The sequence below is a fragment of the Pseudooceanicola sediminis genome, assembly GCF_003575965.1.
In the GTDB taxonomy this organism is placed as follows: domain Bacteria; phylum Pseudomonadota; class Alphaproteobacteria; order Rhodobacterales; family Rhodobacteraceae; genus Pseudooceanicola; species Pseudooceanicola sediminis.
On the sequence record NZ_QWJJ01000009.1, the window covers coordinates 166,070 to 179,261 of the forward strand.

Annotated in this window: 14 protein-coding genes; 7 read left to right on the forward strand and 7 right to left on the reverse strand. The window is 65.0% G+C overall.

Annotation, left to right across the window (positions count from 1 at the left end; translation table 11 throughout):
• Positions 1-48: 48 nt before the first annotated feature.
• From cobN to DL237_RS11970, 4 genes are all read left to right on the forward strand, one after another.
• The gene (gene cobN, locus DL237_RS11955) at positions 49-3,768 is read left to right on the forward strand and encodes a cobaltochelatase subunit CobN (protein WP_119399289.1); all 3,720 of its coding nucleotides are present in this window, start codon (positions 49-51) and stop codon (positions 3,766-3,768) included.
• Entirely contained in the window at positions 3,768-4,253 is a 486-nt protein-coding gene (locus tag DL237_RS11960) for a GNAT family N-acetyltransferase (protein ID WP_233544972.1), read from the forward strand. The genes cobN and DL237_RS11960 overlap by 1 nt, the downstream gene beginning before the upstream one ends.
• Positions 4,250-4,858: a cob(I)yrinic acid a,c-diamide adenosyltransferase gene (gene cobO / locus DL237_RS11965; protein ID WP_119399290.1), complete on the forward strand. Its 609-nt coding sequence runs from the start codon at positions 4,250-4,252 to the stop codon at positions 4,856-4,858. The genes DL237_RS11960 and cobO overlap by 4 nt, the downstream gene beginning before the upstream one ends.
• 84 nt (positions 4,859-4,942) lie before the next feature.
• Entirely contained in the window at positions 4,943-5,713 is a 771-nt protein-coding gene (locus tag DL237_RS11970) for a FadR/GntR family transcriptional regulator (protein WP_119399291.1), read from the forward strand.
• 91 nt (positions 5,714-5,804) lie between these two features.
• On the opposite strand, the gene DL237_RS11975 is transcribed toward DL237_RS11970, so the two are convergent.
• From DL237_RS11975 to DL237_RS11995, 5 genes are all read right to left on the reverse strand, one after another.
• Entirely contained in the window at positions 5,805-6,380 is a 576-nt protein-coding gene (locus DL237_RS11975; RefSeq protein ID WP_119399292.1) for a F0F1 ATP synthase subunit B, read from the reverse strand.
• Positions 6,381-6,385: 5 nt separating this feature from the next.
• A complete protein-coding gene (locus DL237_RS11980) occupies positions 6,386-6,931 on the reverse strand; it encodes a F0F1 ATP synthase subunit B' (protein WP_119399293.1) in 546 nt (181 codons plus the stop codon).
• A 92-nt stretch (positions 6,932-7,023) separates the two neighbouring features.
• The gene (locus tag DL237_RS11985; RefSeq protein ID WP_010142019.1) at positions 7,024-7,260 is read right to left on the reverse strand and encodes a F0F1 ATP synthase subunit C; all 237 of its coding nucleotides are present in this window, start codon (positions 7,258-7,260) and stop codon (positions 7,024-7,026) included.
• A 76-nt stretch (positions 7,261-7,336) separates the two neighbouring features.
• Positions 7,337-8,098: a F0F1 ATP synthase subunit A gene (locus DL237_RS11990; RefSeq protein WP_119399294.1), complete on the reverse strand. Its 762-nt coding sequence runs from the start codon at positions 8,096-8,098 to the stop codon at positions 7,337-7,339.
• A complete protein-coding gene (locus DL237_RS11995; protein ID WP_119399295.1) occupies positions 8,088-8,429 on the reverse strand; it encodes an AtpZ/AtpI family protein in 342 nt (113 codons plus the stop codon). Before DL237_RS11995 ends, DL237_RS11990 begins: the two co-directional genes overlap by 11 nt.
• Positions 8,430-8,736: 307 nt before the next feature.
• Between DL237_RS11995 and DL237_RS12000 the strand changes: the two genes are divergently transcribed.
• Positions 8,737-9,093: an ArsR/SmtB family transcription factor gene (locus DL237_RS12000; RefSeq protein WP_119399341.1), complete on the forward strand. Its 357-nt coding sequence runs from the start codon at positions 8,737-8,739 to the stop codon at positions 9,091-9,093.
• Positions 9,094-9,101: 8 nt separating this feature from the next.
• On the opposite strand, the gene DL237_RS12005 is transcribed toward DL237_RS12000, so the two are convergent.
• Together DL237_RS12005 and DL237_RS12010 are read right to left on the reverse strand one after the other, a co-directional pair.
• A complete protein-coding gene (locus DL237_RS12005) occupies positions 9,102-9,977 on the reverse strand; it encodes a DMT family transporter (protein ID WP_267897020.1) in 876 nt (291 codons plus the stop codon).
• 71 nt (positions 9,978-10,048) lie between these two features.
• Positions 10,049-10,936, reverse strand: a complete 888-nt coding sequence (locus DL237_RS12010; protein ID WP_119399296.1) for a LysR family transcriptional regulator — start codon at positions 10,934-10,936, stop codon at positions 10,049-10,051.
• 207 nt (positions 10,937-11,143) lie between these two features.
• Here DL237_RS12010 and DL237_RS20580 point away from each other — a divergent pair, with 207 nt between their 5' ends.
• Positions 11,144-11,290, forward strand: a complete 147-nt coding sequence (locus DL237_RS20580; RefSeq protein WP_158585629.1) for a hypothetical protein — start codon at positions 11,144-11,146, stop codon at positions 11,288-11,290.
• A gap of 364 nt (positions 11,291-11,654) precedes the next feature.
• Positions 11,655-13,172: a signal recognition particle protein gene (ffh, locus tag DL237_RS12015; protein ID WP_119399297.1), complete on the forward strand. Its 1,518-nt coding sequence runs from the start codon at positions 11,655-11,657 to the stop codon at positions 13,170-13,172.
• Positions 13,173-13,192: the final 20 nt, after the last annotated feature.

A 13,192-nucleotide genomic window follows, 5' to 3' on the forward strand; every position in this document is an offset into this window, starting at 1 on the left:
GGAGGCATCTGCCCGCGCAGCGCTCCGGCGGCTCACAACTGAGGTCCCATGCACCTTCTCGCCGCCACCCCCGGACGCATCGATGACGGCGTCGAACCCGTGGACCTCGGCCAGACCCCGGCCGATGTCGTGCTGATATCCGCCGCCGATACCGAACTTGCCGCCCTGTCGCAGGCACGGGCCGCCATGCCCGGCGCCCCCTCGCTGCGCCTCGCGCAACTCTCCAACCTGACACACCCGATGTCGGTCGACCTGCACCTTGACGATTGCGCCACGAAATCCCGCCTCGTCATTGCCCGCGTCCTCGGCGGCACCGGGTACTGGCGTTACGGCATCGAACAGTTCTCGGCCCGCCTGCACGCCGCCGGTGTCCCCTTCCTCGCCCTGCCCGGCGATGACAAACCCGACCCCGAACTTCGTGCCTTCTCCACCCTGCCCGACGCCGATTACGACGCCCTCTGGGCCTACCTTGTCGAGGGCGGCCCGGCCAACGCCACTGGCTTCCTGCACTATTGCCGGGCCCTGCTCGATGATACCGAAAAACCCCACCCTGCCGCGCCGTTGCTGCGCGCCGGTCTCTACTGGCCCGGCACCTCGAAACCCACGCTGGACACCCTTCAGACCCACTGGACCAAGGACGCGGCCACAGTCCCCATCGTCTTCTACCGCGCGCTGGTGCAGGGTGCCGGACTTGCCCCCATCGACGGCCTGATCCGCGCGCTTCAGGCCGAAGGCCTCAACCCGCTCCCCGTCTTCGTCGCCTCGCTGAAAGATCCGGTCTCGGCCGCCACCCTCGATCACCTGTTCGCCCAGACCCACCCCGAGGCGATCCTGAACTGCACCGCCTTCGCCACCGGCTCTCCGCACGGCGAGACAGGCGACCACAACCCCTTCGCCGCCGCCTCGGCCAACAACGCACCGGTGTTCCAGGTCGTCCTCGCCGCTTCGTCCGAGGCCGCGTGGGTCGACGGCCTTTCCGGTCTCTCGGCCCGCGACATCGCAATGAACGTCGCCCTGCCGGAAATCGATGGCCGCATCCTGTCCCGTGCGATCAGCTTCAAGGGTCAAAGCCACTTCGACGCCGCCACAGAATGCCCCATTGCGGTCTACCAGGCCCGTCCCGACCGCATCGCCTTCACCGCAAGACTTGCCGCCAACTGGATCCGCCTGCGCCGTGCCCCCGCCCCCGATCGCCGCGTTGCCCTGATCCTGGCCAACTACCCCAACAAGGACGGTCGCCTCGCCAATGGCGTTGGCCTCGACACGCCCGCCGCCACCGTCCACGCACTCAACCTGCTGGCGCGCAACAGCTACAGCGTCGAAAACATCCCCACCGACAGCGACACGCTGATGCAGGCGATCCTCGCTGGCCCCACCAACTGGCTGACCGACCGCGCCGCGACCACCGGCGGCGTCACCCTCGCCCTCGCCACCTACCTGCACCACTTCAATGCCTTGCCCGGCGACATCCGCCAAAAGATCACCGATCGCTGGGGCTCCCCTGAGGACGATCCCTTTTTCCTGCGCGAAATACACACCCCGAACGGTTCCGCGACCACCAGCGCCCCCGCAGGCTTCAAGCTCTCCGTCCTGCAACATGGCAACGTGGTCATCGGCATCCAGCCCGCGCGCGGCTACAACATCGACCCGACCGAGACCTACCACGCGCCCGACCTCGCCCCACCGCACAACTACCTCGCCTTCTACATCTGGCTGCGCGCCGAGTTCGGCGCCCACGCGCTGGTGCACATGGGCAAGCACGGCAACCTCGAATGGCTGCCCGGCAAGGCCGTGGCCCTGTCCGAATCCTGCTTCCCCGAGGCCGTGTTTGGCCCGATGCCCCATATCTACCCCTTCATCGTCAACGACCCGGGCGAGGGCACGCAGGCCAAGCGCCGCACGCAGGCCGTCATCGTCGACCACCTGACCCCGCCCCTGACCCGCGCCGAAAGCTACGGCCCCCTGCGTGACCTCGAAGCGCTGGTCGATGAATACTACGAGGCCGCAGGCGTCGATCCACGCCGCATCGCGCACCTGTCCCGAGAGATCCTGTCACTGACCTCGGTCACCGGCGTCGACAAGGATGCAGGCTTCACCGGCGACGCCGACGGCGACCTCGCCAAGCTCGACGCCTGGCTGTGCGAGCTGAAAGAGGCGCAGATCCGCGACGGCCTGCACGTCTTTGGCCAGTCGCCCGAGGGGAGGCTGGCCCGCGACCTGCTTCTCGCCCTCACCCGCATCCCGCGCGGCGCGGGCAAGGGCAAGGACGCCTCGCTGCCCCGGGCCCTCGCCGCCGATTTCGCCATGGCCTTCGACCCGCTGGATTGCGACATGGCCGCCCCGTGGGCAGGTCCCCGCCCCGAAGCACTGGCCCAGCTCGACACCGACCGCTGGCGCAGCAACGGCGATACCGTCGAACGGCTGGAACTGTTTGCCGCCGCCCTGCTCGACGGTAGGGCACAGGCCCCCGGCGACGCCTCGCGCGCGGTGCTGGACGAGATCACCCAGACCATCGCCCCCATGCTTTCTGCCTGCGGCCCCGACGAAGGGGCGGGCCTCCTCACCGCCCTTGCAGGGCACTTCCTTGCCCCGGCGCCCTCCGGCGCGCCCACCCGCGGCCGTCTCGACACGCTGCCGACGGGGCGCAATTTCTACTCGGTCGACAGCCGCGCCGTGCCGACCCCCACGGCATGGGCCCTTGGATGGAAATCGGCAAACCTGCTGATCGAGCGTCACTTGCAGGATCAGGGCGACTGGCCCCGCACGCTGCTGCTGACCGCCTGGGGCACGGCCAACATGCGCACCGGGGGCGACGACATCGCCCAGGCCCTCGCCCTGATGGGGGTCAAGCCGCAATGGGACGCTGCAAACCGGCGCGTCACCGGCTTTGAAATCCTGCCCCTGACCACCCTGGACCGTCCCCGCGTCGACGTCACCCTGCGCATCTCGGGCTTTTTCCGCGACGCGTTCCCGCAACTGATCGCCCTGGTCGACAGCGCCGCCCGCGCGGTTCAGGCGCTGGATGAACCCGACGACATGAACCCCGCTGCCGCGCGTGCCCGCGCAGGCCAAGCGCAATCGCGCGTTTACGGATCAAAACCCGGCGCTTACGGCGCGGGCCTGCAAGCGATGATCGACGAACGCCTCTGGAATGACCGGTCAGATCTTGCCGAAGCCTATCTGGAATGGGGCAGCTACTCCTACGGCGCCAGCGACGAGGGCACCCGCGACGCAGCCGGCCTGCGCGCCCGCCTGACCCAGACCGATGGCATCGTGCAAAACCAGGACAACCGCGAACACGACCTGCTGGACAGCGATGATTACTACCAGTTCGAAGGCGGCGCGGCTGCCGCCGTCGCCGCGCTGCGCGGCGCGGATGTCCCTCTCTATCACAACGACCACTCGCGCCCCGAACGCCCCGTGATCCGCACGCTGGACGAGGAACTCTCCCGTGTCATCCGCTCCCGTGTGGTCAATCCCAAGTGGATCGACGGCATCAAGCGCCACGGCTACAAGGGCGCCTTCGAAATAGCGGCCACCGTCGATTACCTCTTCGCCTTTGCTGCCACGACCAATGCCGTCAAGAACCACCACTTCGATCTGCTCGAAGCCGCGTTTCTGGAGGACGACGCGACACGCCAGTTCATCGCCGACCACAATGCCCCCGCCCTGGCGGAAATCGCCCAGCGTCTGCAGGAGGCGATCGAGCGCGGCCTCTGGACGCCCCGCTCGAACTCCGCGCGTGCCCGGATCGAGGCGCTGATCTGATGCCCCTGACACGCCTCGCCCCCGTCGATGATTTCACAGACCTGCACCACCTGCTGGTCACCGCCTTCGCCTACATGGATTCCCGGATCGACCCGCCGTCGTCGCTGCACCGCATGACCCCGCAAACGCTGGCCGCTGAGGCGACGACAGCCGAAGTCTGGGCGCTGACAGAGGGCGACACCCTCCTCGCCTGCATGATCCTGACGCCGAAGCCGGATCACCTCTACCTCGGCAAGCTGGCGACCGCGCCGGATCATCGCGGCCGCGGCCTCGCCCGCCGGATGATCACCCACGCCGAGGCCCGCGCACGCGCGCTCCACCTGCCGGCACTCCAGCTGCAAACCCGCATCGAGCTGACCGAGAATCACGCCACCTTCCATCGCCTCGGCTTTCACGAAATCGCGCGTACCGCCCATCCGGGCTATGATCGCCCCACTTCGCTGACCTTCGCCAAGCCCCTCACGCCTCAAGGAGACCTCCCATGACCGACGACAGTGCCCGCCACGCGGTGAAAATGGCCAAGAAAAAGGTCGCCCGTGACAAGATCATGGCCACCAAGACCGACCAGAAAGGCCTGGTCATCGTGCACACAGGCAAGGGCAAGGGTAAAAGCTCGGCCGCCTTCGGGATGATCTTCCGGTGCATCGCGCATGACATGCAATGCGCCGTCGTCCAGTTCATCAAGGGCGGGATGAGCACGGGCGAACGTGACCTGATCCTGTCGCATTTCACCGACACATGCGCGTTTCACACCATGGGCGAAGGCTTTACCTGGGAAACCCAGGATCGTGACCGCGACACCGAAATGGCCCAGGCCGCCTGGGAAAAGGCCAAGGACCTGATCCGCGACCCCGCCAACCACATGGTCCTCCTCGATGAAATCAACATCGCGCTGCGCTACGACTACATCGACATCAACGACGTCGTGACCTTTCTGACCACGGAAAAGCCCGAAATGACCCATGTCGTCCTGACCGGGCGCAATGCCAAGGACGAGCTGATCGAAATCGCTGATCTGGTCACGGAAATGGAGCTGATCAAGCATCCCTTCCGCTCCGGCATCAAGGCGCAGATCGGCGTCGAATACTGACACGGCAGGGCCGCCTGCGCGGCCCATCTTGCCCCCGGCGCGCCCCGGTCATAAAATCTGACCAAACAGCACAGGCGGCGTTCCATGCCCTTTCAGCCGATCCAGCCCGAAAAACGCGCCGACGCGGTGATCCGTCAGATCGAGTTGCTGATCCTGCGCGGCATCCTGCGCCCCGGTGAACGCCTGCCGGCCGAGCGTGACCTGGCCGAACGCATGGCCGTCTCCCGCCCCTCTCTGCGCGATGCCCTCGCTGCGCTGCAGGACCGCGGGCTGCTGGAACCACGCGCCGGATCGGGTGTCTACGTTGCAGATGTCCTGGGCGATGCCTTTTCGCCCGCCCTGGTCGCCCTATTCCAGCGCCACGAAGAAGCAGTCTTCGACTATCTGTCGTTTCGCCGTGACCTGGAAGGTCAGGCGGCCGAACGCGCCGCGCGTGATGGCCTCCCCGCCGACCTGGCCCTGGTAAACACGATCATGCAAAAGATGCAGCGCGCCCATGACGACGAAGACCCTGCCGAAGAGGCACGTCTGGACGCCGAGTTTCACATGGCCATCCTCGAAGCGAGTCACAACACCGTGCTGCTGCACATGATGCGCTCGATGTTCGCCTTGCTGCGGCAGGGCGTTTTCGACAACCGCGCGATCCTGTTCGCGCATTCGGCCACGCGTGAATCCCTGCTGGCACAACACGCCGCGATCAACACGGCCCTGCAAGAACGCGCCCCTGCGCAGGCCCGCGCCGCCGTCGAGGATCACCTCGACTTCGTGCGCGCCGCCTACCAGGCCCACCTTGCCGCCGAACGCCACGCCGAAATCGCCCGGATGCGCCTGCACCAGGAACAGCAGCGCGGCTGATCCTTTGCCGCGTTCCAGGAGAGGCGCATCGCCAAAACGAAAAAACCCGGCCAGTGGCCGGGTTCTTCGTACCTGCGGTGCGTGCGTGCCCTCAGTTGAGCCGCGCCTTGACCGTGTCGATCGAGCTGTCGATCAGGCCATTGGCCTGTTCCTTGGTCAGCTGCTTGGCAATCACGTCACGGGCGGCGGCAACGGCCACCACGATGGCGCGATCGCGCACTTCCTTGACGGCGGCCTTTTCGGCGGACTCGATCTGTTCCTCGGCGGCCTTCAGACGGCGCGCAATCGAGACCTTCAGATCGTCTTTCGCCTGATCTGCGGCGGCATTGGCATCGGCACGGGCCGATTCGACGATGCGATCCGCCTGGGCCTGAACCTCTTTCTGCTTGCGCTCGTACGAGGCCAGCAGGCTCTGGGCTTCGTCACGCAGCGCACGGGCTTCATCCAGCTCGGACTTGATGCCGGCGGACCGCTTGTCCAGCAGCCCTGCAATCAGACCGGGAACCTTGAAATAGACAAGGATCGCGATGAACAGGATAAAGGCCAGCAGCACGATGAAGTTCGTGTTGTGCAGCGAAAAGAACGGGCCTGTCGCAGCCGCGGCCGGGCTGGCCAGCAACGCCAGACCAGCGGTTGCCGGGGCGAGGGTCATTGCAGATTTGCGCATAACACTCATCCTTTCAGCTTTTCGGTGACGGCACTGTCGATGGCGTCGGGCGCAGCGGTGAACCCGAAGGCGGCGACGATCTCGGCAGCGGTGTCCTTGGCCACGGTCTCGGCGGCTTCCAGAGCACCCGCGCGGATCTCCGCGATGGCTTTTTCGCCTTCGGCAACCTTGGCCGAAATCTCGGCATCGGCGCGTACCGTGGCCTCGGCCAGATCCGCCTGGATCTCGGCCTTGGTGGCGGCGACGATGTTCGCGGCTTCGGTGCGGGCATCGGCAAGGGCCTTGTCGTAGGCGGCTTCCGCCTCCTTGGCCTTTTGCTTCAGGTCTTCCGCCGCAGCAATATCGTTGGCGATCGCACCCGCCCGATCCGCCAGCACCGATCCGACGCGCGGCAGGGCCACGCGCGACAGTACAAGGTAGATCACGACGAGCGTGACGATCAGCCAGAAAATCTGGTTGCCCCAGGTCGAGAAATCGAGCTGCGGCATGCCGGGGGCGGCGGCTGCGGCGTCGGCAGCGTGACCAGCGGCTTCGTGCGTTTCGGTCGCCATCTTGACGTCTCCCGGGAACTTGATCTGGTATTCAGATTACCACGGGCAGGCCCAAAAGGCCCACCCGCGCGTAAGGATCTGTTCCGAAAGTCTTAGACGGCGAACATCAGCAGCAGAGCGACGAGGAACGAAAAGATCCCCAGGGCTTCTGCGAAGGCCATGCCGATGAACAGCGTGGCGGTTTGCGATGCGGCGGCCGAGGGGTTGCGCAGTGCGCCGGACAGGAAGTTGCCTGCCACGTTGCCCACACCCATTGCAGCGCCGCCCATGCCGATGGCAGTCAGACCCACACCGATGTACTTGCCGAGTTCTGCGATATCGCCTTCCATGAGTATTCTCCTTACGTTGGAATTGGCTTGATAGGACCGTTGGATGCACGATTGCCGCGCACCTGACGTTTGGTGATTAGTGTGCCGGATGCAGCGCGTCCTTGAGGTACACGCAGGTCAGGATCGTGAAGACGTAGGCCTGGATGAAGGCCACCAGCAGTTCGAGGCCGTACATCCCGGCGATCGCGATGATCGAGATCGGGCTGACGGCGGCAATCGCGGCAAAGCCTGCGAACACCTTGATCACGGCGTGACCGGCCATCATGTTGCCGGCCAGACGAATGGAGTGGCTGACCGGGCGCACGAAGTAGGAAATGACCTCGATCAGCGCCAGCAGCGGGCGCACGGCCAGCGGGGCAGAGCTGACCCAGAACAGGCCCAGGAATTGCCCGCCGTGCAGCACGAAGCCAAGGATCGTCACCGACAGGAACACCGCCAGGGCCAACAGGATGGTGGCCGCGAAATGCGACGTGACCGTAAAGGCCGTCGGCACAAGGCCCAGCAGGTTGGCGGTCACGATGAACATGAACAGGGTAAAGATGTAGGGGAAATACCGGATGGCGTCCTTGCCAGCCACGTCTTCCACCATCTTGTAGATGAAACCATAGGCCATTTCGGCGACCGACTGCATCCGCGACGGGATGCGGTTGCGGCCCGAGGTGCCCAGCACCATCAGCGCCACGATGGCCAGAACAGTCAGCGCCATCCACAGCGTCGCGTTGGTGATCGTGTACCAATGCACGCCGTCGCCGCCGAACAGCGGCTTGACGATGAATTGATCCATCGGGTGGAAAACCAGACCACCGTCTTCGCCGCCGTGCGCTGCTTCAGTCGCCATCTCTATCCCTCGTCTCATCTCCGGCGTCATGGCCGGATGTGCCGTTCTCAATTTCCTTGGCGGACCGTATCATCGCCTTGATACCCGCCACGAAGCCAAGGAGGGTGAAGAGGATCATCATTGCCGGGGCGATCCCCAGCAGCCAATCCAGCCCGTATCCTATGGCAAACCCGATCAGCAGACCGGCCACCAGTTCCGTCACCATGCGCCAGCCTACCTGGGCCGCCGAATAATGGTCTTGTCCGTGCGAGGCCGCCTTGTCCGTACCCTTGGCAGCCGCGATCCGGGCTTCCAGAGCGGCCATTCTGTCCCGGTGGTCCGGTTCATCCATGGCAAAGACATCCCCGCATTGGTTAAGGCGTTGCTAAGGTCAGCGGGGGTGCGAGTCAAGGTGCATGAACACAGCCCGGTGATCACACCAAGCACTTGTTTTCACGACGAAAAAATGGTGCAAGATCCCTGCAAATTCATCCATCCCGCGCCCGAGGACGCCGCATTCGCGCCAAATTGCATCTTCAACCTTTTGGTTGAGTATGAAAATCCGAGCCCCACCAGCCCCCTGTCAAAAGCCAGAAACTCAACCACCCGGTTTAGCGTCCCTGTTGACCTGCGCCATGCCGCGCGCCTATCTGGCAGCTATGAAAGCCTCCCTCGACACCGTCTTTGCCGCCCTTGGCGATCCGACCCGGCGCGCGATCCTGTCGATGCTGCTGGAGGATGACATGGCCGTCACCGACGTGGCCGACCCCTTCGACATGTCGCTTGCCGCCATCTCCAAGCACCTCGTCATCCTGGCCAACGCAGGCCTGATCACGCAGGAAAAGCGCGGCCGCGTCAAATGGTGCAAACTGGAGCCTGACGCCCTGAAACAGGCCAGCGTCTGGATGCAGGGCTTCGGTCAGTTCGAACCGGTAAACCTGGATGATTTCGAACGCTTCCTTGCCGCCGAGCTGGGCGAGAACGACGATGACGACGCCGGGGGCGACGACGGCTAACGCGCCCCCTAGTCCTTCAGCAGGATCACCAGCGCAAGAATGGTCAGCGCCACGCCACCCAGAATCATCACTGGCGGAAAGCCCCGCCCCAGGGCCGCCTGCCACAGGATCACCCAGCTTGGCGTCAGATAGGTATAGGCCATCACCTTGGCCGACGGCAGCCGCATCGCCGCGTATTGCAACAACACGAACGTCATCGCCGACGCGCAGATCGTCGTATAGGCCAGCGTGATCCAGACGATCGCCGGCAATTGCGCCCAATCCGTCGCCAGGATCTGCGGCATCCCCCACGTGCCCAGCACCACTGCGCCCGCCACCAGCATCCCGAAGGTGAACACGACCGGCGGTTCGCCCCGGTTCAGCTTGGGCACCAGCGGCGCATAGATCGCATGGGCAATGCAGCCGATGAAATAGATCCGCTCTCCCGGGCCGATCTGAAACTGCATCAGCGCGCCGACGTCAGCGCGAAAGATCACCCACAATGCACCCGCGGCGCCAATGGCCAGCGCCAGCGCCATGCGCGGCGTCGTGACCTGCCGCAGCAGAACCCAGCCGACAACGGCCGCCATCAGCGGCACCAGCGTGAACATGGACGACGCCGAGACCGGGTCGGCCGTCTTCAGCCCCTCGAACATCATCACGAAATAGATCGCGAAGATCCCGCCCAGCAGCAGATAGCGCCATGGCGCGCGGAAATACCCCCGTTGCAATCCCGGCCCCGCCAGCGCCGCCGCCCCCACCAGCGCCGCCGCCAACAGGAATCGCAACGCATTCAGCGCGGCGGGCGACACGAAAGGCACCGCCATCGCAGCCAGCGGAAACGACCCCGCCACCAGCGCCGAAAACGCCAGCATCGCCAGATGCCCCTTCGCCGCCTCGCTCAGCCTGCCCTGGCCCCTGTCCGCCCCGTCCCGGGCTCCGGCTTCTGCGTCATGCCCGGCGCGCGGTGCAGCGCTCAAGCCGTGCCATCCTTGAAATCGGCCGTGTGATCCTTGAGAAAGTTCAGGAACGCCTGCACCTTGGTGGTGCGATGCAGATCCATGTGGGTCACCAGCCACAACCGGCTGTCCCATTCCTCCAGCGGCGGATGCACCTCGATCAGGTCGTCGCGGGCGTCACATTCATAGGTCCCCAGAAAGCCCAGGCCGACCCCCGCCAACACCGCCTGCCGGACCGCGCGCATGTCGCCCGACCGGAACACGACCTGGTGCGCCGGGATCGTTTCGCGCATCCACTGCGCAAAGGGGGCCTTGCTCGACGGGTCGTCGATCCCGACAAAGCGGTGCCCCGCCATGCGGCCCGGAATCTTGGGCATCCCGTGGCGCTCGATATAGGCCTTGCTGCCGTAGATCGCGCTGCGCAGTCGCAGAAAGGGCTGCACGACGTTGTCGGGCTGCTGCGGCGGGCTGCCCGCGCGGATCGCGACATGGGCCTCGCCGTATTCCAGGCGGAACAGACGCGCGCTGGTCAGATAACTCAGCGCGACATCGGGATATTGCTCCTGGAACTCTGCCAGCAAAGGCACCATCAGCTGGCTCAGCCCGCCGATGGTCGTGACAACCAGCTCGCCCGAAACCTCGTTGCCGCGTCCCTTGATGCGCGCCGACAACTGGCTGAACTGATCATCCGTCGCCTGCGCCACGCGCAGCAGGTCCTGCCCGGCCTCGGTCGCCGTGTACCCGCGCGTGTGCCGCTGAAACAGCTTTACGCCCATCCGACGCTCCAGCGCATCGATATGGCGGATCACGGTGGCGTGGTGCACGCCCAGCACGTCTGCCGCACCCGAAACGGTGCCCAGGCGCGCAACCTGGTATGCTGTGCGGATTTCATCCCAATTGTCCATCTGGCACCTGTGCGCTGAAAAACTACCACGGCCACTCAATGCCCTTCGGGTGCGCGGATGCAAGGGTAAAGCGAATTTTGGCCATCGGGGCTGGCGAAAATGCGACGTGACACAAGGTGCCATTGCCTTCTGCCGAAGAAACCCCAAATCTGAGAGTGAGTCGCGCACTGATCCACTTCCAAGAACCGCGACTGAAAGGAGAGTTCAATGCTCGCATTCCACCCCGCATTTGCAGCCGTCCTTGGCGCGGCGTCCCTGGCCGCCGTCTGGTTCGCCTCGGTTCAGATGACCGCTGCCGCCGCCACCGCCAAGGCTGCACAGCGCCGCGACGCTCTGTCCCGCCGCCGCCGCTAAGGTGAACGGCTCCGCACCGGGCCGTTGGCCAGGTGCGCTCTGACCCGAAGTGCCCGGCCTTGCCGCCGGGCCACGCGGTCACCTCATGCCCCGGCCCACCCGTGCCCCAGGTTCAGCGCCCTCGCGTGCGCGCAACCTGACAAACTTGACTTTACCCACCCAGCCACCTAAACGCTGCGCACCTATCCCGGAATCTGTGATGATTCCGGTCCCATCGCTTTTGCGGGGATCGCCACCAGTCAGCGCGTTGCGCCCACTGGTGCCGTTGGCCTTTGCGCCGGTCCCGCCAAAGCTTGAGGTTTGAGCCGCCCCCACCCAAATGGGGGTCAATGCAACAGTCAGGTGGCCTGAGGAGGGCCGGGGCATGTTTGAAAATCTATCCGAACGCCTCTCCGGCGTCTTCGACCGACTGACCAAGCAGGGCGCGCTCTCTGACGAGGATGTCAAAACCGCCCTGCGCGAAGTCCGCGTGGCATTGCTTGAGGCCGACGTCTCGCTGCCCGTGGCGCGTGATTTCGTCAAGGCCGTGCAGGACAAGGCAACCGGCCAGTCGGTGACGAAATCCGTCACCCCCGGCCAACAGGTCGTCAAGATCGTGCACGACGAACTGGTGCACGTCCTGGCGGGCGAAGGCGAGCCGGGCAAGCTCAAGATCGACAACGCCCCCGCGCCGATCCTGATGGTCGGCCTTCAGGGCTCGGGTAAAACCACAACCACCGCCAAGCTGGCCAAACGCCTGAAGGAACGTGAGGGCAAGAAGGTCCTGATGGCCTCGCTCGACGTCAATCGCCCGGCGGCGATGGAACAGCTTCAGATCCTCGGCGTGCAGATCGGCGTCGACACCCTGCCCATCGTCAAGGGTGAACAGCCCGTCGCCATCGCCAAACGCGCCAAGATGCAGGCCGCCATGGGCGGCTATGACGTCTACATGCTCGACACCGCCGGTCGCCTGTCGATCGACGAAGAGCTGATGCAACAGGTCGAGGCGGTGCGCGATGTCGCCAACCCGCGCGAAACCCTGCTGGTCGTCGATGGCCTGACCGGTCAGGATGCCGTGCACACGGCGGAAAATTTCGATGCCCGCATCGGTATTTCCGGTGTCGTCCTGACCCGGATGGATGGCGACGGTCGCGGTGGCGCGGCCCTGTCCATGCGCGCCGTGACCGGCAAACCTATCAAGTTCGTCGGTCTGGGCGAAAAGATGGATGCGCTCGAGACGTTCGAACCTGAACGCGTCGCGGGTCGCATCCTGGGCATGGGCGACATCGTTGCCCTGGTCGAACGTGCCCAGGAAACCATCGAGGCCGAGCAGGCCGAACGCATGATGAAGCGCTTCCAGAAGGGTCAGTTCAACATGAACGACCTCAAGATGCAGCTTGAACAGATGCAGAAGATGGGCGGCATGGAAAGCGTGATGGGCATGATGCCCGGCATGGGCAAGATGTCGAAACAGGTCAAGGACGCCGGCTTTGATGACAAGATCATCGCCCGCCAGATCGCCCTCGTCCAGTCGATGACGAAAAAGGAACGCGCCAACCCTGCCCTGTTGCAAGCCTCGCGCAAGAAACGGATCGCGGCAGGCGCCGGCCTGGAAGTGTCCGAACTGAACAAGCTCATCAAGATGCACCGCCAGATGGCGGACATGATGAAGAAGATGGGCAAGATGGGCAAAGGCGGCATGTTGAAACAGGCCATGAAGGGCATGTTCGGCAAGGGCGGCGGGATGCCCGCCGGCATGGACCCCTCCCAGATGGACCCCAAAGCACTGGAAGAGGCGGCAAAGGCCATGGGTGGCGGCAAGGGCGGAATGCCCCCCGGCTTTCCCGGCATGGGCGGCGGCGCCCTGCCCCCCGGCCTGTCCGGCTTCGGCAAGAAAAAGTAACGCGTCAATTCCCTCATCCA

Bases quoted from the DNA above. Each gene is read 5' to 3' on its own strand.
- cobN (WP_119399289.1), top strand. From the start codon at position 49: ATGCACCTTCTCGCCGCCACCCCCGGACGCATCGATGACGGCGTCGAA.
- DL237_RS11980 (WP_119399293.1), bottom strand. From the start codon at position 6,931: ATGGCGACCGAAACGCACGAAGCCGCTGGTCACGCTGCCGACGCCGCA.
- DL237_RS11970 (WP_119399291.1), top strand. From the start codon at position 4,943: ATGCCCTTTCAGCCGATCCAGCCCGAAAAACGCGCCGACGCGGTGATC.
- DL237_RS12010 (WP_119399296.1), bottom strand. From the start codon at position 10,936: ATGGACAATTGGGATGAAATCCGCACAGCATACCAGGTTGCGCGCCTG.
- DL237_RS11990 (WP_119399294.1), bottom strand. From the start codon at position 8,098: ATGGCGACTGAAGCAGCGCACGGCGGCGAAGACGGTGGTCTGGTTTTC.
- DL237_RS11985 (WP_010142019.1), bottom strand. From the start codon at position 7,260: ATGGAAGGCGATATCGCAGAACTCGGCAAGTACATCGGTGTGGGTCTG.
- DL237_RS11995 (WP_119399295.1), bottom strand. From the start codon at position 8,429: ATGGATGAACCGGACCACCGGGACAGAATGGCCGCTCTGGAAGCCCGG.
- ffh (WP_119399297.1), top strand. From the start codon at position 11,655: ATGTTTGAAAATCTATCCGAACGCCTCTCCGGCGTCTTCGACCGACTG.
- cobO (WP_119399290.1), top strand. From the start codon at position 4,250: ATGACCGACGACAGTGCCCGCCACGCGGTGAAAATGGCCAAGAAAAAG.
- DL237_RS20580 (WP_158585629.1), top strand. From the start codon at position 11,144: ATGCTCGCATTCCACCCCGCATTTGCAGCCGTCCTTGGCGCGGCGTCC.
- DL237_RS11960 (WP_233544972.1), top strand. From the start codon at position 3,768: ATGCCCCTGACACGCCTCGCCCCCGTCGATGATTTCACAGACCTGCAC.
- DL237_RS12000 (WP_119399341.1), top strand. From the start codon at position 8,737: ATGAAAGCCTCCCTCGACACCGTCTTTGCCGCCCTTGGCGATCCGACC.
- DL237_RS11975 (WP_119399292.1), bottom strand. From the start codon at position 6,380: ATGCGCAAATCTGCAATGACCCTCGCCCCGGCAACCGCTGGTCTGGCG.